This window comes from Rhizobium sp. BK060 (genome assembly GCF_014193145.1).
Taxonomy (GTDB): domain Bacteria; phylum Pseudomonadota; class Alphaproteobacteria; order Rhizobiales; family Rhizobiaceae; genus Rhizobium.
The window spans coordinates 118,228-144,817 of the sequence record NZ_JACHYW010000008.1 but is presented as its reverse complement, the minus strand read 5'-3'; the positions used below and the strand labels follow the sequence as shown (position 1 = coordinate 144,817).

Sequence of the window (26,590 nt, the reverse complement as noted above, 5' to 3'; positions counted from 1 at the left end):
GGGATTAGAGACTATGTCCGTCATGGATGCGATGACCGTTACCAAGCCTTTGGGGGCTGCGATCAGCGGTGCTGATGCTGGGCTGAAGCCCTCGCTGATCGGCCTCAGCCGCGAGGAGATGGGTGCTGCGCTGCGCGAAAGAGGCGTGCCGGACAAGCAGATCAAGATGCGCGTCGCCCAGCTCTGGAACTGGATCTACGTGCGCGGCGTCTCCGATTTCGATCACATGACGAATGTCGCCAAGGACATGCGCGAGATGCTGAAGCAGCATTTCACCATCGCGCGTCCTGAAATTGTCGAGGAGCAGGTTTCCAACGACGGCACCCGCAAGTGGCTGCTGCGTTTCCCGGCGCGCGGCGCGGGGCGTCCGGTTGAGATCGAGGCCGTCTATATTCCGGAAGAGGGTCGTGGGACGCTTTGCATCTCAAGCCAGGTGGGCTGCACGCTGACCTGTTCCTTCTGTCATACCGGAACGCAACGTCTGGTGCGCAACCTGACGGCGGAAGAAATTCTCTCGCAGCTTCTGCTGGCTCGCGATCGGCTCGGTGACTTCCCGGACCGCGAGGCGCCGCAAGGTACCATCATGCCAGCGGAAGGCCGCAAGGTCAGCAACATCGTGATGATGGGCATGGGTGAGCCGCTCTACAATTTCGATGCCGTGAAGCAGGCGTTGCTGATCGCCACCGATGGCGACGGCCTGTCGCTCTCCAAGCGCCGCGTCACGCTGTCGACGTCAGGCGTCGTGCCTGAAATCTTCCGCACTGGCGATGAAATTGGCGTGATGCTGGCAATTTCGCTGCACGCCGTGCGCGACGACCTGCGCGACATCCTGGTGCCGATCAACAAGAAATACCCGCTGAAGGAACTGATCGACGCCTGCCGGAAGTATCCTGGCTTGTCGAACGCCCGTCGCATCACCTTCGAATATGTGATGCTCAAGGACGTCAACGATAGCCTGGAGGATGCCAAGGGTCTCGTTCAGCTGCTGAAGGGTGTGCCGGCGAAGATCAACCTCATTCCGTTCAATCCGTGGCCGGGCACCAATTACCAGTGTTCGGACTGGGCGCAGATCGAGAAGTTTGCCGATTTCATCAACTCCGCCGGCTATGCCTCGCCGATCCGGACGCCGCGCGGCCGCGACATTCTCGCAGCCTGCGGCCAGCTGAAGTCGGACTCGGAGCGGATGCGCAAGACCGAACGATTGGCCTTCGAAGCGATGATGATCGCCAATCACGGCGCGGACGACTGATCAGCAAGTTTGATCCGTTCAGTGTTTTCTAATGATTGATTTCATGGCCTGCTTTTCCTAGAAGCAGGCCAAAATCATATCAGGAGGATACCCAATGCGTTCCATTTTGCTTGCTGTCGCGGCGACGCTGGCCTTGACTCTGCCTGCCAAGGCCGAAGATGTGACCGTCGCAGTCACGGCCATCGTCGAGCATCCGGCACTCGACGCCGCACGCAAAGGTGTCCTCGATGTGCTGACGGCGGCAGGCTACAAGGAAGGCGAGAACCTGAAGTTCATGTTCGAGTCTGCCCAGGGTAATCCGGCAACCGCAGCACAGATCGCCCGCCAGTTCGCCGGCGAAGGCCCTAACGTCATCGTGCCGATCTCCACGCCTTCCGCACAGGCTGTCGTTTCCGCAACACGTGACATCCCGGTGGTGTTCACCGCTGTATCCGATCCGCTCGGCGCGCAGCTCGTCAAGGACATGGAGAGGCCGGGTGGCAACGTTACCGGCCTGTCCGACATGTCGCCGGTTGCCGAGCACCTTGCGCTCATCAAGGAAATCCTGCCGAACGTTAAAACGATCGGCTACCTCTACAACTCAGGCGAAGCCAACTCGGTGTCGCTGCTCGCCGTTCTGAAGACGGAAGCCGAGAAGGCCGGCCTGAAGGTTGTCGAGTCGGCTGCCACCAAGTCCGCGGAGGTGCAGGGTGCGGCCCGCGCGCTCGTCGGCCGTGCCGATGCCATCTACATCCCGACCGACAATACAATCATTTCCGCGCTCGAAGGTGCCGTCGCCGTTGCCGAAGAAAGCAAGCTGCCGCTCTTCACTGCGGATACGGACTCCGTCTCGCGCGGTGCAATCGCTGCGCTCGGCTTCAATTATTACGATGTCGGCAAGCAGACCGGCGAAATCGTCGTTCGTATCCTTAAGGGCGAAAACCCGGGCGATATTCCGGTAAAGGTTGCCGCTGGTAGCGATCTGGTGGTCAATAAGGGCGCTGCCACGAAGATGGGCGTGACGCTGCCGGAAAGCGTCTTGAAGCGCGCGACGAAGACGATCGACTGATCGCCGCGTATTTTTGAGAAACCTGCCGTCCAGCCGCTCCCGTTTTAGGCGGGGGCGGCTGATGGTATTAAAAGCCTGGGTCCCGCAACAGTCGGGACGAGTCAGAAGAGAGGGCAAGAGCCTTGAGTCAGATCGCATTCTGGGGAGCCGTGGAGCTGGGGTTGGTCTATGCCTTCGTAGCGCTCGGCGTGTACCTCGCATTTCGTGTGCTGGATTTTCCTGATCTGACGGTTGACGGCTCCTTCCCGCTGGGCGCTGCGGTAACGGCGGTTCTCATCATTGCGGGAGTCAATGCCTGGCTTGCTGCGCTCATTGCCATGGTCGCGGGGGCTGCGGCCGGTATTGTTACCGCGATGCTCAATGTACGGTTCAAGATCCTCAACCTGCTGGCGTCGATCCTGACGATGATCGCGCTCTTCTCGGTCAACCTGCGTGTGATGGGCAAGCCGAACGTCGCGCTGATCAATGCGGATACGATGATCAGCCCGTTCTTCGGTCACGGGCTGCGTGATTTCTACGTTCGCCCGCTCTTCGTTGGCGTCCTCGTCGTTGTCGCCGTGATCCTCGTCTGGCGCTTTCTGGAAAGCGACTCGGGTCTGGCGATGCGCGCGACCGGTGCCAATCCCCGTATGGCCCGCGCGCAGGGCGTGGACACGAGCCGCCAGATCTATCTCGGCATGGCGATCTCCAACGCGCTGGTCGCTTTCGGCGGCGCACTGTTTGCGCAGACGAACGGCTTTGCCGATGTCACCTCGGGTGTTGGTACAATCGTTGTCGGCCTCGCGGCCGTCATCATCGGCGAAACGCTGCTCGGCCGGCGCGGGCTGCTGATCGCCTTGATCGGCTGCGTGCTCGGCTCGATCCTCTATCGTATCGCCATCCAGCTCGCGCTCTCGACTGACGTTATCGGGTTGCAGGCTTCGGACCTTAATTTCGTGACGGCGGTGCTGGTGACGATCGCGCTCATTCTTCCCCGCCTTCGCCGCGGAGGTACGGCATCGTGATTACACTCAAGGATATCAAGGTCGTCTTCGGCAAGGGTACGCCGCTGCAAAAGCAGGCGCTGAACGGTGTCAGCCTGACGATTGAGGAAGGCTCGTTCGTCACCGTCATCGGTTCGAACGGCGCGGGCAAGTCGACGCTTCTCGGCGTGCTTGCCGGCGATGTGCTTGCCAGCGAAGGCCAGGTGCTGATCGGCCATGCCGATGTCACGCGCAAGTCCACGGCTGCCCGCGCCGGCCTCGTCGCCCGCGTCTTCCAGGATCCGCTGACGGGAAGTTGCGGCTCGCTTTCGATCGAGGAAAATCTTGCGCTTGCGGCGCGTCGTGGTGAGCAGCGTGGTCTCGCCTCGGCGCTGGGTCCGAAACGGCGCGAGCTTTTCCGCGAGCGTATCAGCGAACTTAATCTCGGACTCGAGAACCGGATGCGGGATCGCATGGATTTGCTTTCCGGCGGCCAGCGGCAGGCGGTGTCGCTGGTCATGGCGACACTTGCCGGTTCCGAAGTGCTGCTGCTCGACGAGCATACGGCGGCGCTCGATCCTGGCATGGCCGAGTTCGTGATGGGCCTCACGCAGAAAATCGTTTCGGAGCGCAAGCTGACGACGTTGATGGTCACCCACTCCATGCGTCAAGCGCTCGACTATGGGCACCGCACGATCATGCTGCATGGTGGCGAGATCGTTCTCGACGTCAGCGGCGACAGCCGCAAGACGCTGCAGGTCGAAGACTTGATTGCCATGTTCCGCAAGATGCGCGGCCAGACCTTGGATGACGATGCGCTGCTGATCGGCTGATCCGGTTACCGGATCAGCGCGCCTGGGTCAGCAGGATTTTTGCCGCGAAGACGGAGAAGACGCCGGCGAAGGTAAGATCCATGCCGCGCAGAATCTTCTTGTTGCTCTGCAGCCATCCGGCCAGCCAGTCGGCCGCGAAGACGACGGCAGCGTTCACCGGCATGCCGATCACGATGAAGCAGAAGCCGAGAAACAGTAGCTTCTGCGTCACCGCCGGGTCGCCGGCGCTGACGAACTGCGGCAGGAAGGTCATGAAGAAGATGATGACCTTGGGGTTCAGGAGGTTGACCCAGAAGCCCGAGGAAATATTGGCAAGCGGCGTGCCCTTTGAGGCTTCCACCTTGTTGACCGAAAGCTTCGAGCCATAGCGGATCGCCTGGACGGCAAGCCAAAGCAGGTAGGCGGCACCGCCGGTCTTCAGGATCAGGAAGGCCGTCGGCGAAGCTGTAATCAGCGCCGAAACACCGAAGGCGACCAGCATGGTGTGGACCACGATGCCGAGGCTCGTGCCGAGGACGACGAACAGTGCCGCCTTCTTGCCCTGCGCCAGCGCGCGGCTGATTGACAGAGTCATGTCGGGGCCAGGCGTCGCAGCAAGCAGAAGGGTCGCGGCTGCGAAGGCGAGAAGCGTCGGAAAGCTGGGCAGGAAGTCCATGGGTACACTCTGAAAGCCGGAAAACGTCGACCGTTTTTACCCGGCTTCCAGAAAATGTCTAATCAAACCTTCTAATACGACCTATTCCTGCCGCTCGAGATAGGCCTTGAATTTGTCGGCATAATCCTTGTGCCAGCGCGACAGCGGCGGGCGGTTCTCGATGATGTCACCCATCGCCCAGGCCATGCGGCGTTCGTCCACCGCGCGGGCGACGTCGTTGTCCGGGCAGAGGATATAGAAGTCGCCACGTTCCAGGCTTTCGATCATGAAGTCGACCGTCTGTTCGGGAGTCCATGCGGCGGCCGGCTTTTCGGCACGATCGCCCTTGGTGAGGCCGGTGAAGACGAAGCCGGGAATCAGCAAATGGGCAGAGATCTTCGAGCCTTCGGTGTTGCGCAATTCATGCTCGAGCGCTTCGGTGAACACCTTCACGCCGGCCTTCGAGACGTTGTAGGCCGGATTGCCGGGCGGCGTGGTAATGCCCTGCTTGGAACCGGTGTTGATGATAAGACCGGGTTCGCCGTGCGAGAGCATATGCTGGCCGAAGGTCCGCGTTCCATTGATGACGCCAAGCAAGTTGACGCCGACGATGCTGTCCCAATCGGCCTGGGCGCTGAAAATCGACGTCTCGGGGCCGATGCCGGCATTGTTCATGAGAATATGCACTCGGCCGAAGCGCTGGATCACCGTCCGCTCGAGCGCTTCCAGCGAGTCCTTCTGCGCAACGTCGGTTTCAACGGCGAGCACGTTCTCTTCGCCGGAGATCGATTTCAGTTCCTTTGCCGCCTCCGCAAGCCGGTCGCCGCCTAGATCGGCAATGGCGACGCTCATGCCCACCCGGGCAAAGTGTTTCGCCGCGGCAAGCCCGATGCCGGAAGCACCGCCGGTGATGACGGCGACATTGGATTTCTTGATGATGTCTTGGATTTTGGTCACGGCCAGCCACTCCTCAGCGTTGTGCGGACGCTGGCAGATATGGGTTGCGCTTTCGGCCTGTCAAACAATATCCGCGCCGCCCGTGGTCGGCGTTGCCCTTGCGTCCTGCGCCGATCTCGCTAAAAGTGCCCAGCCATACCGGGCTTGGCGGGCTTGCCGCTGCCCTTTTGCAACGGACCTCATCATCATGGCATCGCACAAAGACGTAAAGAAAGTTGTCCTCGCCTATTCCGGCGGCCTCGACACCTCGATCATCCTGAAGTGGCTGCAGACCGAACTCGGTGCAGAAGTCGTGACATTCACGGCCGATCTCGGTCAGGGCGAAGAGCTGGAGCCGGCGCGCAAGAAAGCCGAGATGCTCGGCATCAAGGAAATCTACATCGAGGACGTTCGCGAAGAGTTCGTCAAGGACTTCGTCTTCCCGATGTTCCGCGCCAATGCCGTCTATGAGGGCGTCTATCTGCTCGGCACCTCGATCGCACGCCCGCTGATCTCCAAGCACCTGATCGATATCGCCCGCAAGACCGGCGCCGATGCGATCGCGCATGGCGCCACCGGCAAGGGCAACGACCAGGTTCGTTTCGAACTCTCCGCCTATGCTTTGAACCCGGACATCAAGATCATCGCGCCATGGCGCGACTGGGCGTTCAAGAGCCGCACCGATCTGCTGGCCTTTGCCGAAGCGCACCAGATCCCGGTTGCCAAGGACAAGAAGGGTGAGGCGCCGTTCTCCGTCGACGCCAACCTGCTGCACTCGTCGTCCGAGGGCAAGGTTCTGGAAGATCCCGCTCAGGAAGCGCCCGAATACGTGCACATGCGCACGATCTCGCCGGAAGCCGCGCCTGACAAGGCGACGATCATCAAGGTCGGCTTCGAGAAGGGTGACGCGGTTTCGATCAATGGCGTCCGTATGAGCCCAGCGACGCTGCTTGCTACGCTCAACAATTACGGCCGCGACAACGGTATCGGCCGCCTCGACCTCGTGGAAAACCGCTTCGTCGGCATGAAGTCGCGCGGCGTTTACGAAACGCCCGGCGGTACGATCCTGCTTGCCGCGCATCGCGCGATTGAATCCATCACGCTCGACCGCGGTGCCGCGCACCTCAAGGACGAGATCATGCCGCGCTACGCCGAGCTCATCTACTACGGCTTCTGGTTCTCGCCGGAGCGCGAGATGCTGCAGGCGCTGATCGACAAGAGCCAGGAGCATGTCGAAGGCGAAGTGACGCTGAAGCTCTACAAGGGCAACGTCATGGTCATCGGCCGCGAAAGCCCGAAGTCGCTCTACTCCGACAAGCTCGTTACCTTCGAAGACGACCAGGGCGCCTACGACCAGAAGGACGCCGCCGGCTTCATCAAGCTGAACGCGCTGCGCCTGCGCACACTCGCCAAACGCAACCTCTCGAAGTAATCGAGAGCAGAGCGCAAGAGATCAAAGGCCCGCCTCGTGCGGGCTTTCTTCATTCGCCTGTTGTGGCGTTGCGGTGCGTTGCGAGGCGCGCACGAACCAGACATAGCTTGCAATCGAAATCAGCGCCATGATCGGGATCACCGTTCCGAAGGCGAGGAGTGGCATGCCGATCAGCGAACCCGCGACGCCGCCGGCAAATCCGCCGCCCATCTGAATGAAGCCCATCATTGCCGAGGCCGAGCCGGCGATATGCGGGAAGGGGTAGAGGCCCGATGTCGTCATGTGTGGCGTTAGGAAAGCCAATCCGAAGGCCAGGAACGCGATCGGCCCCATGATCGAGAGATAGGAGGGCGTCACGAAGTGGACGGACAGCGCAATCATGATGCCGGCGAGCCCGAGTAGCCCAAGCCCGACGCGCACGGAACCGTCGCCGCCCAAGCGCGGCGCCGCATAACGAAGGCAGACGGAGCCCAGGAAGTAGGAACCGGACTGCATCAGCATGCCCAAGCCAAAGGCTGTCGGTGAAAGGCCGACGACCTTGATGAGGATAAAGGGGAGCAGCGTCGCCTGTGCGTAGAGTGCGCCGATCGAGCCACCGAGCACGAGCGAGGCGGAGACGAAGCGGCTTTCGCGTGCAAGCTCCAGATAGGCGCGAAGCAGCGGAACCGGGAGCGCGCGGCGCGGATCCGGCACGCTCGTTTCGCGCATGAACACGATCACTCCAAAACAGATCAGGAGTCCGAAGCCGATCAGAAGGAAGAAGACGGATTGCCAGCCGAAAGCGGCAAGTGCCAATCCACCAATCGTCGGTGCGGCCGCCGGTCCAATGGCGATCATGATGCCGATCAGGTTCATGATGCGCGAGGCTTGGGTTCCGGTGAACTGGTCGCGCACGATGGCGCGGGCAACCGTAATCCCGACGGAGGCGCCAACGCCCTGGATCAGGCGGCCAGCGAGCAGCCATTCGATGCCGGGCGCGAAGGCAGCAAGCAGGCTGCCGACGACATAGATGCCGACAAACAGGAGCGTCGCCGCACGCCGGCCAAAGGCATCCGAAAGCGGACCTGCAAGCAATTGCGCCACAGAGAAGCCGGCGAAATAGACGGAGAGCGTCATCTTGATTGCCGAATCGGACGTCTGGAACGCATGGACGAGTTCGGGCATCGCCGGCGTGTAAATCGACATCGAGATCGGGCCGATGGTTGCGAGAAGCGCACCGAGCATACTCGTTCGCCGTTCGCTCATCCGGAATGGGGGCATAGGGGTACTCGGTCTTTGGTGACATGCGCGATCCGCACGAGGGCGGCCGCTTTTCCTTCTGTCGGAAGCTGCGTGATCCGGCAATTGAAAAATCTCACGGGTCGGCTTACAGCTTGACGCCTTTCTATTGGCGCATAAGCTGCGGCGGTCCCTTCTGGAGTTTGTTGATGACCCAATCCCTGCTCGCGGGCGCCTTTCTGGCAGCTCTTCTCTACGTGCTCATTCCAGGGCCTGCCTTCCTCGCGCTGCTTGGTATCGGTGCGGGGCAGGGACGCCGCGCCGGCGCGCTGTTCGTCGGCGGCCATCTGGTCGGCGATCTGCTCTGGGCGTCGCTGGCACTGATCGCGATCATCGGCGCCAAGACGATCGGCACTTTTGTCTTCGACGCGCTCGGGCTTCTCTGCGGTTTCTACCTCGCCTGGATCGGCTGGAATGCGGTGCGCGCAAAGCCGAAGGGTGACGGGCAGGCATTGATGGTCGTGGAGCGACCGTTCCGTCGCGGCCTGATCTTCGGCGTGACCAATCCGAAGGGATATCCGGTCGCGCTCGCGACGTTCACTGCGCTCGTTGCCGGCTCGGCAAGCGCACTGCAGTTTCACACGCTGCCGGTTCTGCTGGCGGTTTCGTTCCTGGGCTTCATCGTGGCGGACATGATCCTGATCACCGTCATTGGCGCGCGAACCGTCCGGCGATTCTATCGAGCGCACGAGCGGTTGATCGTCCGCTGCTCCGGCGTCCTGTTCATGGGTTTCGCAGCGCAGGCCCTTTGGCATGCGACGCCCGGCCTGCTCGGATGGCGGAAAGCCTGAGATCAGACGTCGAGGAAGCTGACGACGGAATTCAGCCGTTCCACTGTTTCCCGGTCACCGATCGATGTCGCGATCTGCAGCTGGTCTTTGTAGTAGTCCCGGAAATTGAAGCTCGTCGCGTCGGTAACGGCGGACAGGTCGAGAATGTTGCCTGATGGATCGATCGTTCGCATCGGCAGCGGCTCGGAAATGGCGGCGAATGTATCCTGATCGATTGCGCCGGCATCGAAGCTCTGCCTTGCATACTGGCGCAGTTCACTGGCACTGATCGCGGAAAAATCAGGCGTATCTGCGCTCGTTTCATCGATATGGAACGCCGTCGAAGCCTTCGTTGTTGTGCCCAGCTGCGCTTCTAATTCGTTGTAACTGCTTGGATTATCTTGGTTTCTTCTGAAAAGGAAATTCGGCGAAGACCGCACAGAAAGGATTTCCATGGCGCGTATCCACTGCAAAAGGATGATCGTGAAACTACCGCGCGTGGCGAACGTGCGTCAATCGTTAACGATCAGTTAATTCTTATGCGTCATTTCTTGCCATGAACTTATTCGCAGTCAGGCCGGGAGATGTGCGCCTGATCGGCAATACCAATTGCGGGCGCGCATCCCTATATTGCCTGTTCAGTTGCCTGCCACAAAGGATCTCCGCATGCCTTCCACACCAGAATTCAACCCCGCACTCGTCGAATGGAACGGTCTCCACGGCCTGCCGCGTTTCGATGCACTCAATGACGGCGACTTTGGTCCCGCCTTTGATGCTGCGCTTGCCGCGCATGAGAAGGAGATCGACGCGATCGCGGGCAATCCGGAGGCGCCGACATTCGAGAATACCGTCGTTGCTCTCGAGATCGCGGGCGATGAGCTGTCACGCGTATCGGCATTGTTCTGGAACAGGGCGGGTGCTCACACCAACGATACGATCCAAGCGCTGGAACGGGACATCTCGCCGAAGATGTCGCGCCATTACTCCAAGATCGGCATGAACGCCGCACTCTTTGCCCGCATCGATGCCCTGTGGGAAGCGCGTGAAAGCCTTGGCCTGACGCTGGAGCAGACGCGCGTGCTGGAACGGCACTGGAAAGGCTTCGTCAAATCGGGTGCGAAGCTGCCGAAAGCCGAGCAGGAGAAGCTCGCGGGCATCAACGAAAGGCTTGCCGGTCTTGGCACCCAGTTCGGGCAGAACGTGCTCGCCGATGAAAAGAGCTGGGCGCTCATCCTTTCCGACGGGGCCGACCTCGAGGGTATCCCCGAGTTCCTGAAGGATGCGATGGCGGCGGCTGCGCGCGAGCGAGGCGAGGAGGGCAAATTTGCCGTTACCCTGTCGCGCTCAATCATCGAACCGTTCCTCACCTTCTCCGAACGGCGGGATCTGCGTGAGCAGGCCTTCAAGGCTTGGGTTGCGCGCGGCGAGAACGATGGCGCGACCGACAATCGCGGCATCATCCGCGATACACTTGCGCTTCGCGACGAGGTGGCAAAGCTCCTCGGTTACGGCAACTTCGCGGAATTGAAGCTCGACAACACAATGGCGAAGACGCCGGATGCCGTGAACCACCTGCTTCAGGAGGTATGGACGAAGGCGGTCAAGCGCGCCGGCGAGGAAGAGGCAGACATCGCCAGGCTGATTGCGGACGAAGGCAAGAACCACGACGTCATGCCCTGGGATTGGCGGCACTATGCCGAGAAGATCCGGGGGCAGCGGTACAATTTTTCCGAGGCCGAGCTGAAGCCCTACCTGCAGCTCGAGAAGATTATCGACGCCTGCTTCGACGTCGCCGGCCGGCTGTTCGGCATTCGCGCTGTCGAGAAGAAGGGCGTTCCGGCCTACCATCCTGATGTTCGCGTCTTCGAAATCCGCGACCGCGAGGACAGGCTGGTGGCACTCTTCCTCGGCGATTACTTTGCCCGTAGCTCGAAGCGCTCCGGCGCCTGGATGAGCTCGTTCCAATCGCAGCACAAGCTGCCGTTGAAGAACGGTCGCAACGGCGAATTGCCGATCATCTACAATGTCTGCAATTTCGCGAAGCCCGCCGAAGGCAAGCCGGCGCTCCTTTCGCTCGACGATGCACGCACGCTGTTCCACGAGTTCGGTCATGCGCTGCACGGGATGCTGTCGAACGTCACCTATCCGTCGGTGTCGGGCACGGGCGTCTCGCGTGATTTCGTAGAATTGCCGTCACAGCTTTACGAGCACTGGCTAACGGTGCCTGCGATCCTGAAGCAATATGCCGTGCATTTCGAAACCGGCGAGTCGATGCCGCAGGCGTTGCTCGACAAGGTTCTGGCCGCACGCACCTTCAATTCCGGTTTCAATACGGTTGAATTCACCTCCTCCGCGCTCGTCGACATGGCGTTCCACACCCGCGACAAGGTCGAGGATCCGATGGCTGTGCAGTGCGAGGTGCTGTCCGAGCTTGGCATGCCGAAGTCGATCGTCATGCGTCATGCCTCGCCGCACTTCCAGCACATCTTCTCCGGCGGTTATTCGGCCGGCTACTATTCCTACATGTGGTCCGAGGTTCTCGATGCTGACGCCTTTGCCGCCTTCGAGGAAACCGGCGACGCGTTTAATCGCGAGATGGCCGCCAAGCTGAAAGACAACATCTACTCCGTCGGCGGCGCGATCGATCCCGAGGATGCTTACAAGGCTTTCCGTGGCAAGCTGCCGAGCCCGGATGCAATGCTAGTGAAGAAGGGGCTTGCGACCTTCGAGGAACTGTCCGGCAGTGATGCCTAACAGGTCCTGGATTGTGCCTCTTCGCCATCCCGATCATGACGCAGCCGGCGCTCCTCTGCTCAGCCTGCTGCGTCCTAGTGGGCTGGCCGCGGAATAACGATTTTCACGCAGCGCGCATTTCGGCTTCCCTGCCGGGCCTCTCGCTTAACAAAACTGTCGCGGAAGTTTCGAAAAACCGTCATGCCGTCTTCAAGAAGATGACATGACGACCGCCATAGGTTCGGCGCGGGAGGCTCTCTCCCGCTCGAGCAAGCCGGACACACCTTGGCATGAAACTGAACGAAACGACCCGCCGGCGCTTCCTATCGTCCATGGGAGCGGTCGGCGGATTTTCACTGGCAGGGCTGGCGATGCCCTATTATGCGCGTGGTTCCTCCAGTCGTCCGGTCTTCACATCCGGCGTCCAGTCCGGCGACATTGATGTCAGCTCCGGCGTGATCTGGACGCAGCTGGACCGGCCCGCGCGACTGCATGTCGAATACTCGACGAGCGACAGGTTCGCCAATGCGGTGCGCATCACGCCCATAGACGTCACGCCACAAACCGGTCTTGCCGGGAAGCTGCTGCTTGAGGATCTTCCGCCTGACCAGGACATATTCTACCGCTTCCGTGCGGCCGACCTGCAGGATATCAACGATCTTTCGGAGCCTATCCTGGGTCAGTTTCGAACGGCGCCATCGGGCAAGCGCAGCATCCGCTTCGCTTGGTCGGGCGATACGGCTGGTCAGGGCTGGGGCATCGACGACGAGGGCATGCGCACCTATCAGACGATCGCCTATCACCGTCCGGATTTCATGATCCACTCCGGCGATACGATCTACGCCGACAATCCGATGCCTGATGAAATCAAGCTGCGAGACGGCAGTGTCTGGAAAAACAGGATCGTCACCGAGGCAAAGCGCGACATCGCCCAGACGCTCGACCAGTTTCGCGGGCAATGGGCCTACAACTTGCTCGATGATCACGTGAAGCAATTCAACGCGGTCTGTCCCGTCTTCTATCAATGGGACGATCATGAGGTGCTGAACAATTGGTCGCCATCGACCGACCTTCGCGACGACGACCGCTATACGGAAAAATCCGTCACGACACTCGCCGGTCGCGCCAGCCGCGCCTTTCACGAAATGGCACCAATCCGCTATGTCGCCGATGAGCCTGGCCGCATCTACCGCAAAATCTCCTATGGTCCATTGCTCGACGTCTTCTTCGTGGACCTGCGCGCTTATCGCGGTCCCAACAGCCTTGGCGTTGATGCCACCTTCTCTGACAGCTCCCGTCTGCTGGGCGAGCGCCAGGTGGCATGGCTGAAGCGCGAACTGGTTCGCTCGACGGCGACCTGGAAAGTGATTGCCTGCGATCTGCCGATCGGACTGGTGATCTGGGACGACTACGGCCACCGGAGCGGCAACGAGTCGATCTCGAATGGTGATGATGGTGCCCCGCTCGGCCGCGAGGTGGAGTTTGCCGATTTGCTGCGGTTCATCCGCGATGCCGCCATATCCAACATGATCTGGCTGACGGCTGACGTACACTATACCGCTGCGCACCACTACGATCCCGGCAAGGCGAAGTTCCGGGAGTTCCTGCCGTTCTGGGAATTTGTGGCAGGTCCTCTCCATTCGGGAACCTACGGTCCGCAGCAACTCGACATGACCTTCGGGCCACAGGTGAAGTTCATGAAAGCAGCGCCTGGCGGCTCGGAGCAGAACTTGCCGCCGTCGGCCGGCATGCAGTTCTTCGGGCTCGTCGACATCGACGGGCAGACCGAGCAACTGACCGTGAGGTTGATGGACCGGAACGATACGGAACTGTGGCGGATGACCCTCGACCCGCAGATATCGAGTTGACGACATGCATGGCAGGCAATCCGGCGTCCCCCCCTTTCGCAAAAGCGAAAAACACTGTATGAGCCGCCCAAATGAAATTGGCGCCTTCTCCCAGCGCGGCGCCCCAGCCTCAGAGATATAGAAATATGGCACTTCGCAACATCGCGATTATCGCGCACGTTGACCATGGCAAGACGACACTGGTTGACGAGCTCCTGAAACAGTCCGGCTCGTTCCGCGAGAACCAGCGCGTCGCAGAACGCGTCATGGATAGCAACGACCTGGAAAAAGAGCGCGGCATCACGATTCTTGCCAAGGCGACCTCGGTTGAGTGGAAGGGTGTCCGCATCAACATCGTCGACACCCCCGGCCACGCCGACTTCGGTGGCGAAGTCGAGCGTATTCTCTCGATGGTGGATGGCGCGATCGTTCTTGTCGACGCTTCCGAAGGCCCGATGCCGCAGACGAAGTTCGTCGTCGGCAAGGCGCTGAAGGTCGGCCTTCGCCCGATCGTCGCGATCAACAAGATCGACCGTCCCGACGGCCGCCACGAAGAAGTCATCAACGAAGTCTTTGACCTCTTCGCAAACCTCGACGCGACCGATGAGCAGCTCGACTTCCCGATCCTCTACGGTTCGGGCCGTGACGGCTGGATGAACGTCAACCCGGAAGGCCCGAAGGACCAGGGTCTGGCGCCGCTTCTCGACCTCGTGCTCGAGCATGTTCCGGAGCCGACGGTTCACGAAGGTCCGTTTACGATGATCGGAACGATCCTCGAAGCCAACCCCTTCCTCGGCCGCATTATCACCGGCCGTATCAATTCCGGCTCGATCAAGCCGAACCAGGCCGTCAAGGTTCTGCACGCCGATGGCAAGACGATCGAAACCGGGCGTATTTCCAAGATCCTGGCTTTCCGCGGTATCGAGCGTCAGCCGATCGAAGAAGCGCATGCCGGCGACATCGTCGCGATCGCCGGTCTTTCCAAGGGCACTGTCGCCGATACCTTCTGTGATCCCTCGGTCACCGAGGCGCTGCAGGCGCAGCCGATCGATCCGCCGACCGTCACCATGTCGTTCATCGTCAACGACAGCCCCTATGCTGGCACCGAAGGCGACAAGGTCACCTCGCGCGTCATCCGCGACCGTCTGTTCAAGGAAGCCGAAGGCAACGTTGCGCTGAAGATCGAAGAATCCTCCGAAAAGGATTCGTTCTTCGTCTCCGGCCGCGGCGAGTTGCAGCTTGCCGTTCTCATCGAAACGATGCGCCGCGAAGGTTTCGAACTGGCGGTGTCGCGTCCGCGCGTCGTCATGCACAAGGACGAAGCGACCGGCGAAATGCTGGAGCCGATCGAAGAAGTCGTTATCGACGTTGATGAAGAGCATTCCGGCGTCGTCGTCCAGAAGATGTCGGAGCGCAAGGCCGAAATGGCCGAGCTGCGTCCGTCGGGCGGCAACCGCATCCGTCTGAAGTTCTTCGCGCCGACGCGCGGCCTGATCGGTTACCAGTCGGAACTGCTGACGGATACGCGCGGGACGGCGGTGATGAACCGTCTGTTCCATGACTATCAGCCGTACAAGGGTGAGATCGGCGGCCGCGTCAACGGCGTGCTGCTTTCCAACGACAATGGCGAGGCTGTCGCCTATGCTCTGTTCAACCTGGAAGATCGCGGCCCGATGATCATCGACGCGGGCGAGAAGGTCTATGCCGGTATGATCATCGGCATCCACAGCCGCGACAACGATCTCGAAGTCAACGTCTTGAAGGGCAAGAAGCTGACCAACATCCGCGCAGCCGGCAAGGATGAAGCCGTCAAGCTGACGCCTCCGATCCGCATGACGCTCGATCGCGCGCTCTCCTGGATCCAGGACGATGAACTGGTCGAAGTCACGCCGAAGTCGATCCGCCTGCGCAAGATGTACCTCGACCCGAACGAGCGCAAGCGCATGGAAAAGGCGAAGTACGCTTAAGCGACTGAAGTCTTTCAAGCTTCAACCCCGGCCTTCGTGCCGGGGTTTTTTATTTGTGCAGTTTGCCGAATCTTGCTTGTCGCAATAGTTAAAAAAGCGTTAAATTTCAGCCGTCGTCCACATTTTAAGCCTGTGGGCAAAGGGCCTGAATGCGCGGTGCGCATATGGTTAATTGCCGACAATCGGACCAGAGTAAGCGTTATGAAGACGTTGTCGATCGATGTTCGGCGGGCCGAGCCGCACGATTCCCGAGCCATATCGGAAGTGCATCGGCTTGCGTGGCAACACACCTATGCGGGGATCATTCCGCATCGTGCGTTGCGGCAAATGATCGAGCGTCGCGGTGAGAATTGGTGGCGCAAGGCCACCCGCGGACCCGCAACGCTTCTCGTTCTCGACGTCGCCGGCACGGTCGCAGGCTACGCAACACTCGGCCTCAATCGTGCCCGTGCACTTCCCCAGGAAGGCGAGATCTACGAACTCTATCTTCGACCGGAGTACCAGGGGATTGGCCTCGGACACCTGCTTTTTGGTGAGGCGAGGCGCCTTCTGAAGTCGCTCGGTTGCAATGGACTGGTTGTCTGGTGCCTCGAGGAAAACGAGACGGGCGCTCAGTTCTATCGCAGCCACGGCGGCGTTGACTATTGCGAAGGCATGGAAACTTTCGACCAGAAGCAGTTAAAGAAAATCGGCTTTATCTGGGGTTGAATCACCGAGCTTTGAGTGGAGTTTTTTCACTGAAATCGCTTTGCCTGGCAGCAATTGTCGGTCGCTAAAACTTGCAAATCATATTCAACTTATATAAGTCGCGGCTCACGCTCTTGGTGCGCGTGGGAGAACAAGCATGTTGGATGGCTTTTGGACGCGTATCGACCACGTGGGCGATAGGCCGGCCCTCTTGTTGTCGTCCCGACCTGCAATCACCTATCGCGAACTCGCAGATCGTGTTGCGTCGCTAAGCCGTGAATTAGGCACGAGCAAGAAGCTTGTCGCGATAGAGGCGGCACAATCCGAGCATTCGATCATCGCCTATCTCGCGGCCCTTGCCGGCGGGCATGCCGTGGCGCTGTTGCCGCCGGAGGACGGCCTGGCCTCGTCGTCCTTCATGGAGCGATTTGCACCCGAGATCGTCTACCGCCGCGAGGGCGGGCGCTGGCGGCTCACCGAAACAAATCTCGGTTCCCGTGATGTGGCCATGCATGCTGATCTCGCCCTGATGCTTGTGACATCAGGGAGTACCGGCAGTGGCAAGGCCGTGAGATTGTCGAAGACGGCCGTTGCCGCCAATGCAGAGCAGATCGCCGACTATCTTGGCCTGCATCCGGGCGATATTGGCGCCCTGGTCCTGCCATTTCATTATTCCTACGGATTGTCGGTGCTCAATTCCCACCTTGCGGTCGGTGCCGCTGTCTGGATGCCCGGGACATCAGTCCTCGAGCCGACATTCCTGGATGATTTCAGGGCAGCGCGATGCACGAATTTTGCAGGTGTCCCGCATTCCTACGAGCTCTTGGAGCAACGTGGATTTCGCCAACAGCGCTATCCTGATCTTCGCTTCATGACGGTTGCCGGAGGACGCATGGAGCCGGAGGCGGTGCGACGTTATCATGGCTGGCTGCAGGGTGCGGGGCAGCGCTTCTATGTGATGTACGGGCAGACAGAGGCGACGGCGCGAATTGCTTATGTCCCTCCCGAGCGTCTGCCAGGCAGTGCCGATCGGATCGGGATTGCGGTGCCGGGCGGTGAACTGTGGCTGGTCGACGACCAGGGAGTGACGATCACGGGCACCGACGTTGCCGGGGAACTCGTCTATCGCGGACCGAACGTCATGCTCGGCTACGCCGAGGCGCGTCAAGACCTGGCGGGAGGCGCTGATATCGAGGAGCTTCGGACCGGCGATCTTGCTACGCGCGATGAGAACGGCCTGTTTCGAATCACGGGCCGCCTGCGGCGGATGTCGAAGATTGGCGGTGTCCGTCTCGGTCACGACGCGCTCGAAACGGCGCTGGCTGCGAAAGGTATTGCTGCCGCTGTTGTTGGCAACGACCAGCAGTTGCTTGCGGCCTTTACGGGCCCGCAAGACGAGAAAGTTGTTCGTGAGGCGCTGGCGATGGTTGCATGTATCGGCTTGCCGCAGGTGCGTGCGATCGCCCTTAGGGAATTGCCACGGCTGGCCAACGGCAAGATCGACTACGAACAACTTCGCTTGCGCATGGAAGAGCCGCCGGCACGCGAGAAAGCAACGGTCATAAGCCTGTTTCGCGAGGTGTTCTTCCCGCTGCAGGTTTCGCCCCAGGACAACTTTGCAGAGCTTGGCGGAGATTCGCTGCGTTACCTTGAGCTTACCGTTGGTCTTGAGCGGCTGCTCGGCACGGTGCCGGATGGCTGGGAAAAGATGAGTGTTGGCGCTCTGTCGGCTTTATCGCATTCGACGAGCGCCCGACGAACGATCGCCAGCGATATCCTCCTGAAATCGATCGCAATTCTGCTGGTCGTGCTGCATCACGCGACGCCGTGGCCGATTCCGGGCGGTGCCGGTACAATGCTCGTGCTGTGCGGATACGGACTGGCACGCTTCCAATCGAGTGCGCTTTTCGCCGGCGATCTGAGGCGCTTCCTGCGGCCGCTCGGTCTCGTTCTCTGGCCCTACTACCTCGTCGTCCTTGGCTTCAGCATTGCCTGGGGCGCAATACCATGGGCCTCGGTGTTTCTTGTCGGAAACCTCGGCTTCGCCCAGCCAGGGCGACACGAGATGCTGCCTTATCTCTACTGGTTCGTGGAAGCCTTCGCGCAGCTTCTGCTGCTTTGGGGGACCCTGTTTGCGGTGCCGCCTGTTCGGCGTTTCGCTGTCAGGGATCCGTTCCGTTTCGGCATGCTGCTGCTGGCCTTTGCGGTGCTCGCACACTTCGTTATCCCAGCGCTCTGGCCAGTTGGCCAAAGGCAGATATTCACTCTTGCATGGGTGCTGCACCTTGCGGTTTTCGGGTGGTGCGCGGCATTTGCGAATTCGGCGGGAAAACGGCTTGCAGTCATCGCCGCCGGGTGCGCGGTGATGCCGCTCATGGCCTATACCGGTGGAAACTGGGCAGGTTCCTGGATCCTTTACGGCATGCAGGTGCCGGTGCTCGCGGTTCTTCTCTATCTGCCTCGGGTCAGGCTGCCGGCACTGCTTGCTGCCGTGTCCTTTTCGATCGCAACTGCGAGTTATCACATCTACCTGCTGCATCGTATCCTGCCGGAAGTCATATTTGATACCGGCAATCCCAAGATCTTCACGGCGCCGCTGCCGGTCGCGATCTCGGTGGCATCAGGCCTCGTGACCGGCATCCTTGCTTACCGGCTGCAGCGTCGAATGATGCTTGGCCACCAGTTGTGGAGAGGGTTGAGGCAACTCGCCCGTCGCCTGCGCTACGTGCCAGCAGGCCGACGAAGAACGCTGCTCGGAGCCGGTGCGGCGTTTGCGCGGGAACAACACGGAAGCCGCGTATCGCCCTGAACGTCGGTCTGCCGACGCCCGCAGGCGGATCTCAAATCGACACTGGCGTGTTGCCTTGCGGGATGATTCCCAGTATCTGGCAACCATCGACTTAACCTTTAGAGGGAAGCTCTATGCGCATCGACGCGATTTCCATCGGCAAGAACCCGCCGGAAGATGTCAACGTAATCGTTGAGGTGCCCGTCGGCGGCCACCCGATCAAATACGAGATGGACAAGGAAGCCGGTACGCTCGTTGTCGATCGCTTCCTCTATACGCCGATGACCTATCCGGGCAATTACGGCTTCGTGCCGCACACACTTTCTGAAGACGGCGATCCGATCGACGTCCTGATCGCCAGCACGCGTCCGCTTGTTCCGGGCTGCGTCATCAACGTGCGCCCGATCGGCGTTCTGAAGATGGAGGACAATTCCGGCAAGGATGAGAAGATCATCGCCGTGCCGTCGCCGAAGCTGACGCTGCGCTACGAGAAGGTAAAGGACTTTACCGACCTTCCGGAGATCACGCTGAAGCAGATCGAGCACTTTTTCGAGCACTACAAGGATCTCGAGCCCGGCAAGTGGGTGAAGATCTTCGGCTGGGGTGATTCCAAGGAAGCCGGCGCGCTGATCCTCGAGGCGATCGAACGCGCCAAGAAGGAAAAGGCGTAATCAACTCTCCACGAGAGCACTCGATTTCCTGATCAAATCCTCCGGGTCGCCATCGATCCGGAGGATTTTTTTGCGCGACGTATCGCCGGAGGCGATCCTGACGGATGACTTTGCGACACCAAGCGACTTGGCCACCAGCGCGACCAATGCCTTGTTCGCCTTGCCCTTCTCGGGAACGGCCGTCACTCTGACTTTGAGGTGGGACTTGCCTTCGGCGTCTATTTCCACACCGTCAATTGCGTCGCGTCCGCCATTGGGGGTCAGACGAAGTGCGAGAGAGATGTGATCGGTGAACGCAGCCCATGGCTGGCTCATGCCACCAGCGGGAAGATCGAATTCCACATCAGCGAACGCACGAAGAAGATGATCAGCAGCAGGATGATCGGCGAGATGTCGATGCCGCCGAGGTTCGGCAGCACGCGGCGGATCGGTCGCAGCAGCGGTTCGGTCACGTTGTAGAGGAACATGCCGACCGAATTGACGAACTGGTTGCTAGAGTTGATCACGTTGAACGCATACAGCCAGGAAAAGATAGCGCTGGCGATCAGCACCCAAGTGTAGAGATTCAACGCCAAATCAATGGTTTGAAAAAGCGCAAGCATTGCCGTCTCCAGTTCGTTGTTGACAGACATGTAGACATTGGCGACTAAACGAGCAAGTGCTGTCTCGAAACGCATTGTAAATCATGTTTAACAGCGGCGTCGCGCGTTGGCGTCTGGCCTGTTGTCTTGGAAAGCCTTCATGTCCTTTTCGCCAACCGGAGATCGTTTTGCCGCGTTCCGGCATCCGTCCTACACCCGGTTCTTCTTCGCACGGTTTCTGTTGTCTTTTTCGCAGCAGATCGTCAGTGTCGCCGTCGGCTGGCAGATGTATGACCAGACCGGCAGCGCGATCTATCTCGGCCTGATCGGCCTCGTGCAATTTCTGCCGTCGCTGGTCCTGATTCTTGTCACCGGATCCGTCGCTGACCGACACAATCGACGTGCGATCGCCGCCATCTGCTCGCTCGTCAGCGCGATGTGTACGCTGGCGCTGCTTTTGATGACGATAACCGGCACGTTCTCGCCGTTGCCTGTGTTTGCCGTTCTGCTGGTTTTCGGCATCGAGCGCGCCTTCATGTCGCCGGCAGTGCAATCGCTGGCCCCGAACCTTGTGCCGGCGCAGGATCTGTCGAATGCCATCGCCTGGAATTCGTCTTCGTGGCAACTGGCGGCGATCACGGGGCCGGTTCTCGGCGGGCTCCTCTATGGCATCAGCCCTCATACGGCTTACACCGTCGCTGTCGTCTTCGCTGCCCTTGGCGCAGCGCTGCTCTATATGATCCCCAAACCGCCGCAGAAGACGACTGGCGAAGCCAAGAGCTGGGATATGATCCTCGGTGGCTTCCGCTTCATTCGCGCCGAAAAAGTCGTGCTCGGCGCCATATCGCTCGACCTCTTTGCGGTGCTGCTCGGCGGCGCGACGGCACTGATGCCGATTTTCGCGCGCGATATCCTGACACTCGGCCCCTGGGGGCTTGGCCTCCTGCGCTCGGCGCCCGGGGTTGGCGCGATCGCAATGGCGATTTTTCTCGCTGCCTATCCGCTGAGGCACAGTGCCGGCATTGCCATGTTCATCGGCGTCGCCCTGTTCGGCATCGGCACTGTCGTCTTCGGGTTTTCGACCAGTACGGAACTGTCGATCGCAGCGCTGGCCATCATGGGTGCGGCCGATATGATTTCCGTCTACGTGCGGGAGAGCCTGATTGCGCTCTGGACGCCGGACGAACTGCGCGGCCGGGTCAATGCCGTCAACATGGTCTTCGTGGGTGCCTCCAACGAACTCGGCGAATTCCGAGCAGGCACAATGGCTTCGATTTTCGGCGCCGTCCCCGCCGTTGTGATCGGTGGCGTTGGAACACTTGCCGTGGCGGCAATTTGGGCAACGAGCTTTTCGAAGCTGCGCAAGATCGACACGCTTGATGCGCCGGAGCGGCGAGGGCAAGTGTGACGGCCTTCAGGTCGAGACGATGAGCTCTGCTTCGATTTCGACCGGAAAGTTTAGCGGCAGGCCGGCAACGCCGATCGCGGATCGGGAGTGACTGCCCACCTCCGGTCCGAACACCTCGATGATCAGCTCGGTGAAGCCATTGATTACGGCGGGCGGATTGGCAAAGCGCGGCGCGCTATTCACCATACCGAACACGCGGCACCAGCCGGAAATGCGATCAAGGCTGCCCAACTCCCGCTTCAGGCTGCCCAACATCGAAAGAGCTACTTTCCGAGCGGATGCCTTAGCCTCTTCAATGGAGATGTTTTCGCCAACGGCTCCGAACGGACCGGCGGGCGTACCATCGGTATTCTGCGGACCATGGCCTGAGACGAACGCGCGATTGCCGCGCACGTTCACCCACGGAAACGGAAGGACCATGTTGGAAGGCAGTTTCAGGGGCTGTGGTAGAACCAATCCCATCGCGGCAAGTCTCTGCTCGTAGTTAGCCATGGAATTCCTCCGGAGATAGCTTGCTGGTCATTGCTCGGGCACGGAGATTTCCAAGATCTGATCCGGGATCGGAACGCATTCTTGCTGGTGAATATCGCCAGAGTGGATTCTAGCACGACGCGGTGCGGGGCGCACGCTGCTAAGCGGGAAGGGCGGCCTTGGATGTCGCGACGGACTTGGCCGCCTTGCCTTTGAAAACGATGTCAAGGAACTCGTTCAGCCATGCTTTCAGCGGCGCGTCGAAGAGCATTCGTCCTTCCAGATGTTCACGACCCTGCTGTGCGTTCGGAAGAATGAAGCGATGGGCGCCGTGAACCACCCAGCGGTGCATCATCGCGCGCGTCAGCTCTGCGTGGAACTGCAGACCCCAGGCATGGCCGCCGTAGCGAAAGGCCTGATTGGGATAGGTATCTCCCTCCGCCAGCAGCTCCGCGCCGTGCGGCAGGTCAAAGCCTTCGCGGTGAAAGTGATAAACCATCCTCGGCCAGTGCATCAGCAGTCGGCCCTTCTCGGTGGGGCGTAGCGGATACCAACCGATCTCGGTGGAGCCATCGGCGTTCGCCTGAACCTTGCCGCCGAGTTGCCTGACCAGCATCTGTGCGCCAAGGCAGATGCCGAGCAGCGGGCGCTTCTCCCTCAGCGGCACATCGAGCCAGTTGATCTCCGTCTTGACGAAATCATCCGTATCGTTGGCGCTCATTGGTCCACCGAAGACAACGGCTCCTGCGTGCTCGGCAAGCGTGGAGGGAAGCTTGTCGCCGAGAGCCGGGCGCCTGATATCGAGCCGATACCCCTTCTCGACCAGCAACTGACCAACCCGGCCAGGGCTCGAGCGCTCCTGATGCAGAACAATCAGAACCGGAGGTTGGATGTGCTCGGGTAAACGGTCAGTCGGCATCGTCCTGTACCACCTCGGTATCCGTGACCCGTCGTGCTGCCTCCTGCCGCTTCTGGATCCGCTCACGCGCGGAAACGCCGAGAAGTTCGGCGATCCGCCAGATCGCGTCATCCTCCATCTCGCTGCGCTCGCCATCGGCATAGACGATGTCCCAGAGGACTCCGATTAGTTCGAGCCGCTGTTCCGTGTTGAGGTGGCGCTTGAGATCCGAGGTGAAGCGGTAGTAGTCGACGGCATCGCTCTCTGCCTCCTGACCGGCGGCCATCAGCGCATCGAGCTGCTTGCGGTCTAGCCCATACTGATCTTTCAGCAGCTTGCGAAGTCGCTTCGTCTCACTGTCCTTGACCTGACCGTCGGCCTCCATGACCTGCATGCAGAGCGCGGCCACAGCGATGCGCGGATCATCGGGGGCGAAGCCTTTCTTTGCATTGTCGGAAGTCAGATTCTGAAAGAATTCCTGGAAGCGTTCGAACATTTAGGTCCTGTTTGTCTAGAAAAGGCGAAGCCGTGTCTTGGGTTCTGGCTCCGCCGCTGGATTGCGAACGCCGGGATCGTCCGGCAGGCCACCAAAGAAGGGGCGCGGTTCGGGTGAAGTTGCAGCTTCTGCCGCCTGCTTGCTTGGCGCCGGCGGTTTCGGAGATGGACGCGCCGCCTCGGCTATCGTGGCAGCCCGCTCGAGTTCGATGATACGGTGATCGCTGGCCGGGCTTTCGGAGCGAGCTTCGCGCACGGGCGGCAGCGTTTTCAGCGCGCTGTCGATGGAGATCGTCGTGCTTTCATCGACCGCTTTGTCCACATGGTCGAAAGGCGCCTTCCAGACAAAGGCATCCAGTCGACCCGTGACGGGTGAGAGTGGTAGCCATTTGTCGGAAACGAAGCCATCCGCCACCCACGCCGGATCGCGCGGCGCCTTGAGGGCCTGCGCAAGCCAATGGCGAATACGACCCTGATCGCCGGTTTCAGCCTCCTCGATATCCGCGAGCAGCAGGAAGGCGGCTTCGCGTGGCTCGATACGGGCAGCGGCTTCCGCCTTGGCGCGGGCTTTTGCAAAGTCCTGGGTGTCGAGAGCGGTCTGCGCCACGAGAAGCAAGGATTCGACGTTGTTTGGCCGCATCCCCTCCAGGCGCTCGGCGCGCTTCAGGCGGTCAGCGGCAGAGTCGCCGCTGCGGGCGCGAACATAGGTGCGGCCGATGTCGGGGTGCGGCGCGGACTTCCACGCCTGCTCGAGGATGGACGCCGCCTTGCGCAGCTTGTCTTCGCGGAACAGCGCCTTCGCGGCGATAATTGCGGCAGGCTCGAAGTCGGCGGCGAGCTTGAGCGCATGCGTGGCGTCGTCGCGCGCGCCCGCTGGATCGTTTTCTAGTTTTTCGGTGGCGCGGGCGGTCAACAGCACGGCGCGAAGCCGGTCAGCCTCGGCCCTTTCGATGACGCGGCCTGCCTTTTGCTGCTCCAGCAACCGCATCGCATCATCCCAGCGGCCTGCCTGGCTGCGATACTCGAGCGTTGCCTGGGCAGCCCAAGGCAAGTAGGGCGCGTTGTCGGCAGCCTTCTCCGCATACTGGCGCGCTGCCTCACTGGCGCCGAGCCGCTTGGCTTCCAGATACAGTCCGCGCAGCCCGAGTTCGCGGGTCTCGGGATCGTTGGTCATCGCTTCGAATTTGGCCCGGGCTTCGTCGTGGCGACCCTCGATCAGCGCTGCCTGTGCCTCGAGGAGAGCGATCAGCGGCTCCTGATCGGCGCGAATCAGACCGCGGGAGCGTGCGACCATCTTGCGCGCCATCACCGCATTGCCGGCACCCGCTGCGATCAGGCCTGTTGATAGTGCCTGATAGCCGCGATCACGCTTGCGGGCACGAAAGTAGCGGGTGACGGAATAGGGCGACATCCACAGCGTTCGCAGCAACCACCACAGGACCATCACGGCCGCAATGAGTGCGATCAGGGCGCTTGCCGCAACGATAAGCCGGGTCTGGTAGAGCTGTCCTTCCCAGATCAGCGAAAGATCGCCGGGGCGATCGGCCAGCCAGGAAAATCCGTAGCCGAGTGCCAGGACGAGGAGGGCAAATATGACGAGCCTGACCATGCCTCAGCCCTCCTTGCCGGCGTTGGAAACGGCCTTGGACAAGGCGCTGCCCACCAGATCCTCGACACGGATGCGCGCTTCAAGCGATTGTTTGAAGGCGGCGGATGCCTGTTTCGCCTGAGCCGGCAGATTGGCCCATTCGGATGCGGCGCCCTGCAGGTCGCCGTTCTTCACCTTGTCCTCCATGCGTGCGGCGATCGCCTCTACGCTCTCGCCCTCGACATTGCCGACGGGACGAACCTTCACCAACGATTTGGCACTCGCCATCAATCGGTCGGACCAACTCTGGTTGGAGTCGGTCTGATTAACGGAATCGACGATAGCCGTTGCGACGTCCGGTACCTGGCGGACCAGCTCGGCACGCGAGGGAACGCCGGTCTCCGCGAAATTGCGCAGATCTGTGGTAGCGGGATCATCAGGGGAGACGCCGGCAAACGTGTCGAGTTCGGCAACGAACGGCCCGCCGCGATCGATCGCCGCCTTCAGCGCCGCGGCCGCGATCGCCTTGGCGACGGCGACATCCTGCCGCGGTTCATTGAGCTTCTTTTCCGCTTCAGCCAGACGTTGCTCCATTTCGGCGCTGTCGGAGGTTTTTTGTTCCGAGGCCTGAGTGACGGCGCCACGCAACTGGTCAATCTGGCCGGTCAAGTCGACAATTTTCTGATTGAGCGCATCGACTGCCGGCGTGTCGGTGGCAGCAGCGGTCGGGTTTTTGGCGGTCGCTTCCAACGCCGCAATGCGCTGCTCCAGCGCACTGTTATCTGATGTGGAGGGGGCAGCGGTGAGATTGGCGACCGATTGCTTCAGCCCGTCGATTTCGGCGGAGAGATTGGTGACATCGGCAGATGGTACAGCGGGAGCGGACGGGCTGGGCAGGTAGCCGGCATATTGAATGGCCCCGGCGCCGACCAATGCTATTAGACCACCAACAATACCGGCGGCGACCAAGGACGACGTGCTGCCCCGCTGCGAGGCAGGCGGCGCCGGAGGAACCGGCTCATTAGCCACGGGCTCAGCAGCTGTTGGCGCTTCATGAGGCGGCGGCTCATTGGGCGTTTCGGCCTGCGCTGCGGGTTCATCTGAGGGGCTCGCGTCCGGTTCATCGGTCGGCTCCTCGGCCTTCGTTTCGGCATCCTTGGCAGAAGCAAATTCCTGCGTGTCCAGATCGATAGTGACCGGCTCTTCGGTGCTCTTCGAGTGGCGAGGCGGATTTCCTGGTGCCATGAGATCCTCATCTTAATGCATCGCAACGAAACTAATCAGTGATGCCAGTCAAGGAAAGAGGTTAGATGA

Annotated in this window: 24 protein-coding genes; 13 read left to right on the top strand and 11 right to left on the bottom strand. The window is 60.7% G+C overall.

From position 1 onward, the window contains the following. The first annotated feature begins 13 nt into the window (after nucleotides 1–13). The 4 genes from rlmN (at nucleotide 14) to FHT71_RS11255 (ending at nucleotide 4,092) form a co-directional block, all read left to right on the top strand. A complete protein-coding gene (gene rlmN, locus FHT71_RS11270; protein ID WP_132588594.1) occupies nucleotides 14–1,249 on the top strand; it encodes a 23S rRNA (adenine(2503)-C(2))-methyltransferase RlmN in 1,236 nt (411 codons plus the stop codon). 94 nt (nucleotides 1,250–1,343) lie between these two features. Next, the gene (locus tag FHT71_RS11265; protein ID WP_132588593.1) at nucleotides 1,344–2,297 is read left to right on the top strand and encodes an ABC transporter substrate-binding protein; all 954 of its coding nucleotides are present in this window, start codon (nucleotides 1,344–1,346) and stop codon (nucleotides 2,295–2,297) included. Between the two features lie 122 nt (nucleotides 2,298–2,419). Continuing rightward, nucleotides 2,420–3,301: an ABC transporter permease gene (locus tag FHT71_RS11260; protein WP_007794280.1), complete on the top strand. Its 882-nt coding sequence runs from the start codon at nucleotides 2,420–2,422 to the stop codon at nucleotides 3,299–3,301. Beyond that, the gene (locus FHT71_RS11255) at nucleotides 3,298–4,092 is read left to right on the top strand and encodes an ABC transporter ATP-binding protein (RefSeq protein WP_007794276.1); all 795 of its coding nucleotides are present in this window, start codon (nucleotides 3,298–3,300) and stop codon (nucleotides 4,090–4,092) included. Before FHT71_RS11260 ends, FHT71_RS11255 begins: the two co-directional genes overlap by 4 nt. A gap of 13 nt (nucleotides 4,093–4,105) precedes the next feature. On the opposite strand, the gene FHT71_RS11250 is transcribed toward FHT71_RS11255, so the two are convergent. Continuing rightward, nucleotides 4,106–4,747: a LysE family translocator gene (locus FHT71_RS11250; protein WP_183719683.1), complete on the bottom strand. Its 642-nt coding sequence runs from the start codon at nucleotides 4,745–4,747 to the stop codon at nucleotides 4,106–4,108. Between the two features lie 81 nt (nucleotides 4,748–4,828). Beyond that, a complete protein-coding gene (locus FHT71_RS11245; protein WP_132588592.1) occupies nucleotides 4,829–5,683 on the bottom strand; it encodes an SDR family NAD(P)-dependent oxidoreductase in 855 nt (284 codons plus the stop codon). Nucleotides 5,684–5,870: 187 nt separating this feature from the next. Here FHT71_RS11245 and FHT71_RS11240 point away from each other — a divergent pair, with 187 nt between their 5' ends. Continuing rightward, nucleotides 5,871–7,094, top strand: a complete 1,224-nt coding sequence (locus FHT71_RS11240; RefSeq protein ID WP_007794266.1) for an argininosuccinate synthase — start codon at nucleotides 5,871–5,873, stop codon at nucleotides 7,092–7,094. Between the two features lie 21 nt (nucleotides 7,095–7,115). Here the strand turns inward: FHT71_RS11240 and FHT71_RS11235 are convergent, their stop codons facing one another. Continuing rightward, nucleotides 7,116–8,318 carry a multidrug effflux MFS transporter gene (locus tag FHT71_RS11235; RefSeq protein WP_183719681.1) on the bottom strand — a complete coding sequence of 401 codons (1,203 nt, stop codon included), beginning with the start codon at nucleotides 8,316–8,318 and terminating at the stop codon, nucleotides 7,116–7,118. Between the two features lie 203 nt (nucleotides 8,319–8,521). Between FHT71_RS11235 and FHT71_RS11230 the strand changes: the two genes are divergently transcribed. Then, on the top strand, nucleotides 8,522–9,163 hold the full coding sequence (locus FHT71_RS11230) for a LysE family translocator (protein WP_183719679.1): 642 nt from the start codon (nucleotides 8,522–8,524) through the stop codon (nucleotides 9,161–9,163). A gap of 2 nt (nucleotides 9,164–9,165) precedes the next feature. On the opposite strand, the gene FHT71_RS11225 is transcribed toward FHT71_RS11230, so the two are convergent. After that, the gene (locus FHT71_RS11225) at nucleotides 9,166–9,597 is read right to left on the bottom strand and encodes a hypothetical protein (protein WP_007794255.1); all 432 of its coding nucleotides are present in this window, start codon (nucleotides 9,595–9,597) and stop codon (nucleotides 9,166–9,168) included. A 211-nt stretch (nucleotides 9,598–9,808) separates the two neighbouring features. Here FHT71_RS11225 and FHT71_RS11220 point away from each other — a divergent pair, with 211 nt between their 5' ends. From FHT71_RS11220 to ppa, 6 genes are all read left to right on the top strand, one after another. Then, the gene (locus tag FHT71_RS11220) at nucleotides 9,809–11,896 is read left to right on the top strand and encodes a M3 family metallopeptidase (RefSeq protein ID WP_132588589.1); all 2,088 of its coding nucleotides are present in this window, start codon (nucleotides 9,809–9,811) and stop codon (nucleotides 11,894–11,896) included. Between the two features lie 269 nt (nucleotides 11,897–12,165). Beyond that, entirely contained in the window at nucleotides 12,166–13,743 is a 1,578-nt protein-coding gene (locus FHT71_RS11215; protein WP_132588588.1) for an alkaline phosphatase D family protein, read from the top strand. Nucleotides 13,744–13,868: 125 nt separating this feature from the next. After that, nucleotides 13,869–15,689, top strand: a complete 1,821-nt coding sequence (gene typA / locus FHT71_RS11210; protein WP_007794244.1) for a translational GTPase TypA — start codon at nucleotides 13,869–13,871, stop codon at nucleotides 15,687–15,689. Between the two features lie 201 nt (nucleotides 15,690–15,890). Further along, nucleotides 15,891–16,397, top strand: coding sequence for a GNAT family N-acetyltransferase (locus FHT71_RS11205; RefSeq protein WP_007794240.1), 507 nt, complete (start codon nucleotides 15,891–15,893; stop codon nucleotides 16,395–16,397). Between the two features lie 136 nt (nucleotides 16,398–16,533). Beyond that, nucleotides 16,534–19,185 carry an AMP-binding protein gene (locus tag FHT71_RS11200; protein ID WP_183719677.1) on the top strand — a complete coding sequence of 884 codons (2,652 nt, stop codon included), beginning with the start codon at nucleotides 16,534–16,536 and terminating at the stop codon, nucleotides 19,183–19,185. Between the two features lie 113 nt (nucleotides 19,186–19,298). Beyond that, nucleotides 19,299–19,835 (top strand): inorganic diphosphatase, encoded by a 537-nt coding sequence (ppa, locus tag FHT71_RS11195; RefSeq protein ID WP_007794234.1) that lies wholly within the window; start codon nucleotides 19,299–19,301, stop codon nucleotides 19,833–19,835. Here the strand turns inward: ppa and FHT71_RS11190 are convergent, their stop codons facing one another. Continuing rightward, a complete protein-coding gene (locus tag FHT71_RS11190; protein ID WP_132588586.1) occupies nucleotides 19,836–20,150 on the bottom strand; it encodes a DUF167 domain-containing protein in 315 nt (104 codons plus the stop codon). Continuing rightward, a complete protein-coding gene (locus tag FHT71_RS11185) occupies nucleotides 20,147–20,437 on the bottom strand; it encodes a YggT family protein (protein ID WP_016556606.1) in 291 nt (96 codons plus the stop codon). The genes FHT71_RS11190 and FHT71_RS11185 overlap by 4 nt, the downstream gene beginning before the upstream one ends. A gap of 139 nt (nucleotides 20,438–20,576) precedes the next feature. Between FHT71_RS11185 and FHT71_RS11180 the strand changes: the two genes are divergently transcribed. Next, nucleotides 20,577–21,824, top strand: coding sequence for an MFS transporter (locus tag FHT71_RS11180; protein ID WP_132588585.1), 1,248 nt, complete (start codon nucleotides 20,577–20,579; stop codon nucleotides 21,822–21,824). Nucleotides 21,825–21,830: 6 nt separating this feature from the next. Here FHT71_RS11180 and FHT71_RS11175 read toward each other — a convergent pair whose 3' ends face one another. From FHT71_RS11175 to FHT71_RS11155, 5 genes are all read right to left on the bottom strand, one after another. Further along, complete coding sequence (locus FHT71_RS11175; RefSeq protein ID WP_132588584.1) at nucleotides 21,831–22,316, bottom strand: RidA family protein; 486 nt, start codon at nucleotides 22,314–22,316, stop codon at nucleotides 21,831–21,833. A 139-nt stretch (nucleotides 22,317–22,455) separates the two neighbouring features. Further along, nucleotides 22,456–23,214, bottom strand: a complete 759-nt coding sequence (locus FHT71_RS11170; protein ID WP_007794222.1) for a glutamine amidotransferase — start codon at nucleotides 23,212–23,214, stop codon at nucleotides 22,456–22,458. After that, a complete protein-coding gene (locus tag FHT71_RS11165) occupies nucleotides 23,204–23,689 on the bottom strand; it encodes a TerB family tellurite resistance protein (protein ID WP_007794220.1) in 486 nt (161 codons plus the stop codon). The genes FHT71_RS11170 and FHT71_RS11165 overlap by 11 nt, the downstream gene beginning before the upstream one ends. A gap of 15 nt (nucleotides 23,690–23,704) precedes the next feature. After that, entirely contained in the window at nucleotides 23,705–25,297 is a 1,593-nt protein-coding gene (locus FHT71_RS11160; protein ID WP_132588583.1) for a heme biosynthesis protein HemY, read from the bottom strand. A 3-nt stretch (nucleotides 25,298–25,300) separates the two neighbouring features. After that, on the bottom strand, nucleotides 25,301–26,521 hold the full coding sequence (locus FHT71_RS11155) for a COG4223 family protein (protein WP_132588582.1): 1,221 nt from the start codon (nucleotides 26,519–26,521) through the stop codon (nucleotides 25,301–25,303). Between the last annotated feature and the right edge of the window lie 69 nt (nucleotides 26,522–26,590).

Bases quoted from the DNA above. Each gene is read 5' to 3' on its own strand.
- FHT71_RS11170 (WP_007794222.1), bottom strand. From the start codon at position 23,214: ATGCCGACTGACCGTTTACCCGAGCACATCCAACCTCCGGTTCTGATT.
- FHT71_RS11180 (WP_132588585.1), top strand. From the start codon at position 20,577: ATGTCCTTTTCGCCAACCGGAGATCGTTTTGCCGCGTTCCGGCATCCG.
- FHT71_RS11205 (WP_007794240.1), top strand. From the start codon at position 15,891: ATGAAGACGTTGTCGATCGATGTTCGGCGGGCCGAGCCGCACGATTCC.
- FHT71_RS11190 (WP_132588586.1), bottom strand. From the start codon at position 20,150: ATGAGCCAGCCATGGGCTGCGTTCACCGATCACATCTCTCTCGCACTT.
- FHT71_RS11250 (WP_183719683.1), bottom strand. From the start codon at position 4,747: ATGGACTTCCTGCCCAGCTTTCCGACGCTTCTCGCCTTCGCAGCCGCG.
- FHT71_RS11165 (WP_007794220.1), bottom strand. From the start codon at position 23,689: ATGTTCGAACGCTTCCAGGAATTCTTTCAGAATCTGACTTCCGACAAT.
- FHT71_RS11230 (WP_183719679.1), top strand. From the start codon at position 8,522: ATGACCCAATCCCTGCTCGCGGGCGCCTTTCTGGCAGCTCTTCTCTAC.
- rlmN (WP_132588594.1), top strand. From the start codon at position 14: ATGTCCGTCATGGATGCGATGACCGTTACCAAGCCTTTGGGGGCTGCG.
- FHT71_RS11235 (WP_183719681.1), bottom strand. From the start codon at position 8,318: ATGCTCGGTGCGCTTCTCGCAACCATCGGCCCGATCTCGATGTCGATT.
- FHT71_RS11185 (WP_016556606.1), bottom strand. From the start codon at position 20,437: ATGCTTGCGCTTTTTCAAACCATTGATTTGGCGTTGAATCTCTACACT.
- FHT71_RS11200 (WP_183719677.1), top strand. From the start codon at position 16,534: ATGTTGGATGGCTTTTGGACGCGTATCGACCACGTGGGCGATAGGCCG.
- FHT71_RS11265 (WP_132588593.1), top strand. From the start codon at position 1,344: ATGCGTTCCATTTTGCTTGCTGTCGCGGCGACGCTGGCCTTGACTCTG.
- FHT71_RS11155 (WP_132588582.1), bottom strand. From the start codon at position 26,521: ATGGCACCAGGAAATCCGCCTCGCCACTCGAAGAGCACCGAAGAGCCG.
- typA (WP_007794244.1), top strand. From the start codon at position 13,869: ATGGCACTTCGCAACATCGCGATTATCGCGCACGTTGACCATGGCAAG.
- FHT71_RS11175 (WP_132588584.1), bottom strand. From the start codon at position 22,316: ATGGCTAACTACGAGCAGAGACTTGCCGCGATGGGATTGGTTCTACCA.
- FHT71_RS11240 (WP_007794266.1), top strand. From the start codon at position 5,871: ATGGCATCGCACAAAGACGTAAAGAAAGTTGTCCTCGCCTATTCCGGC.
- FHT71_RS11215 (WP_132588588.1), top strand. From the start codon at position 12,166: ATGAAACTGAACGAAACGACCCGCCGGCGCTTCCTATCGTCCATGGGA.
- FHT71_RS11220 (WP_132588589.1), top strand. From the start codon at position 9,809: ATGCCTTCCACACCAGAATTCAACCCCGCACTCGTCGAATGGAACGGT.
- FHT71_RS11160 (WP_132588583.1), bottom strand. From the start codon at position 25,297: ATGGTCAGGCTCGTCATATTTGCCCTCCTCGTCCTGGCACTCGGCTAC.
- ppa (WP_007794234.1), top strand. From the start codon at position 19,299: ATGCGCATCGACGCGATTTCCATCGGCAAGAACCCGCCGGAAGATGTC.
- FHT71_RS11225 (WP_007794255.1), bottom strand. From the start codon at position 9,597: ATGGAAATCCTTTCTGTGCGGTCTTCGCCGAATTTCCTTTTCAGAAGA.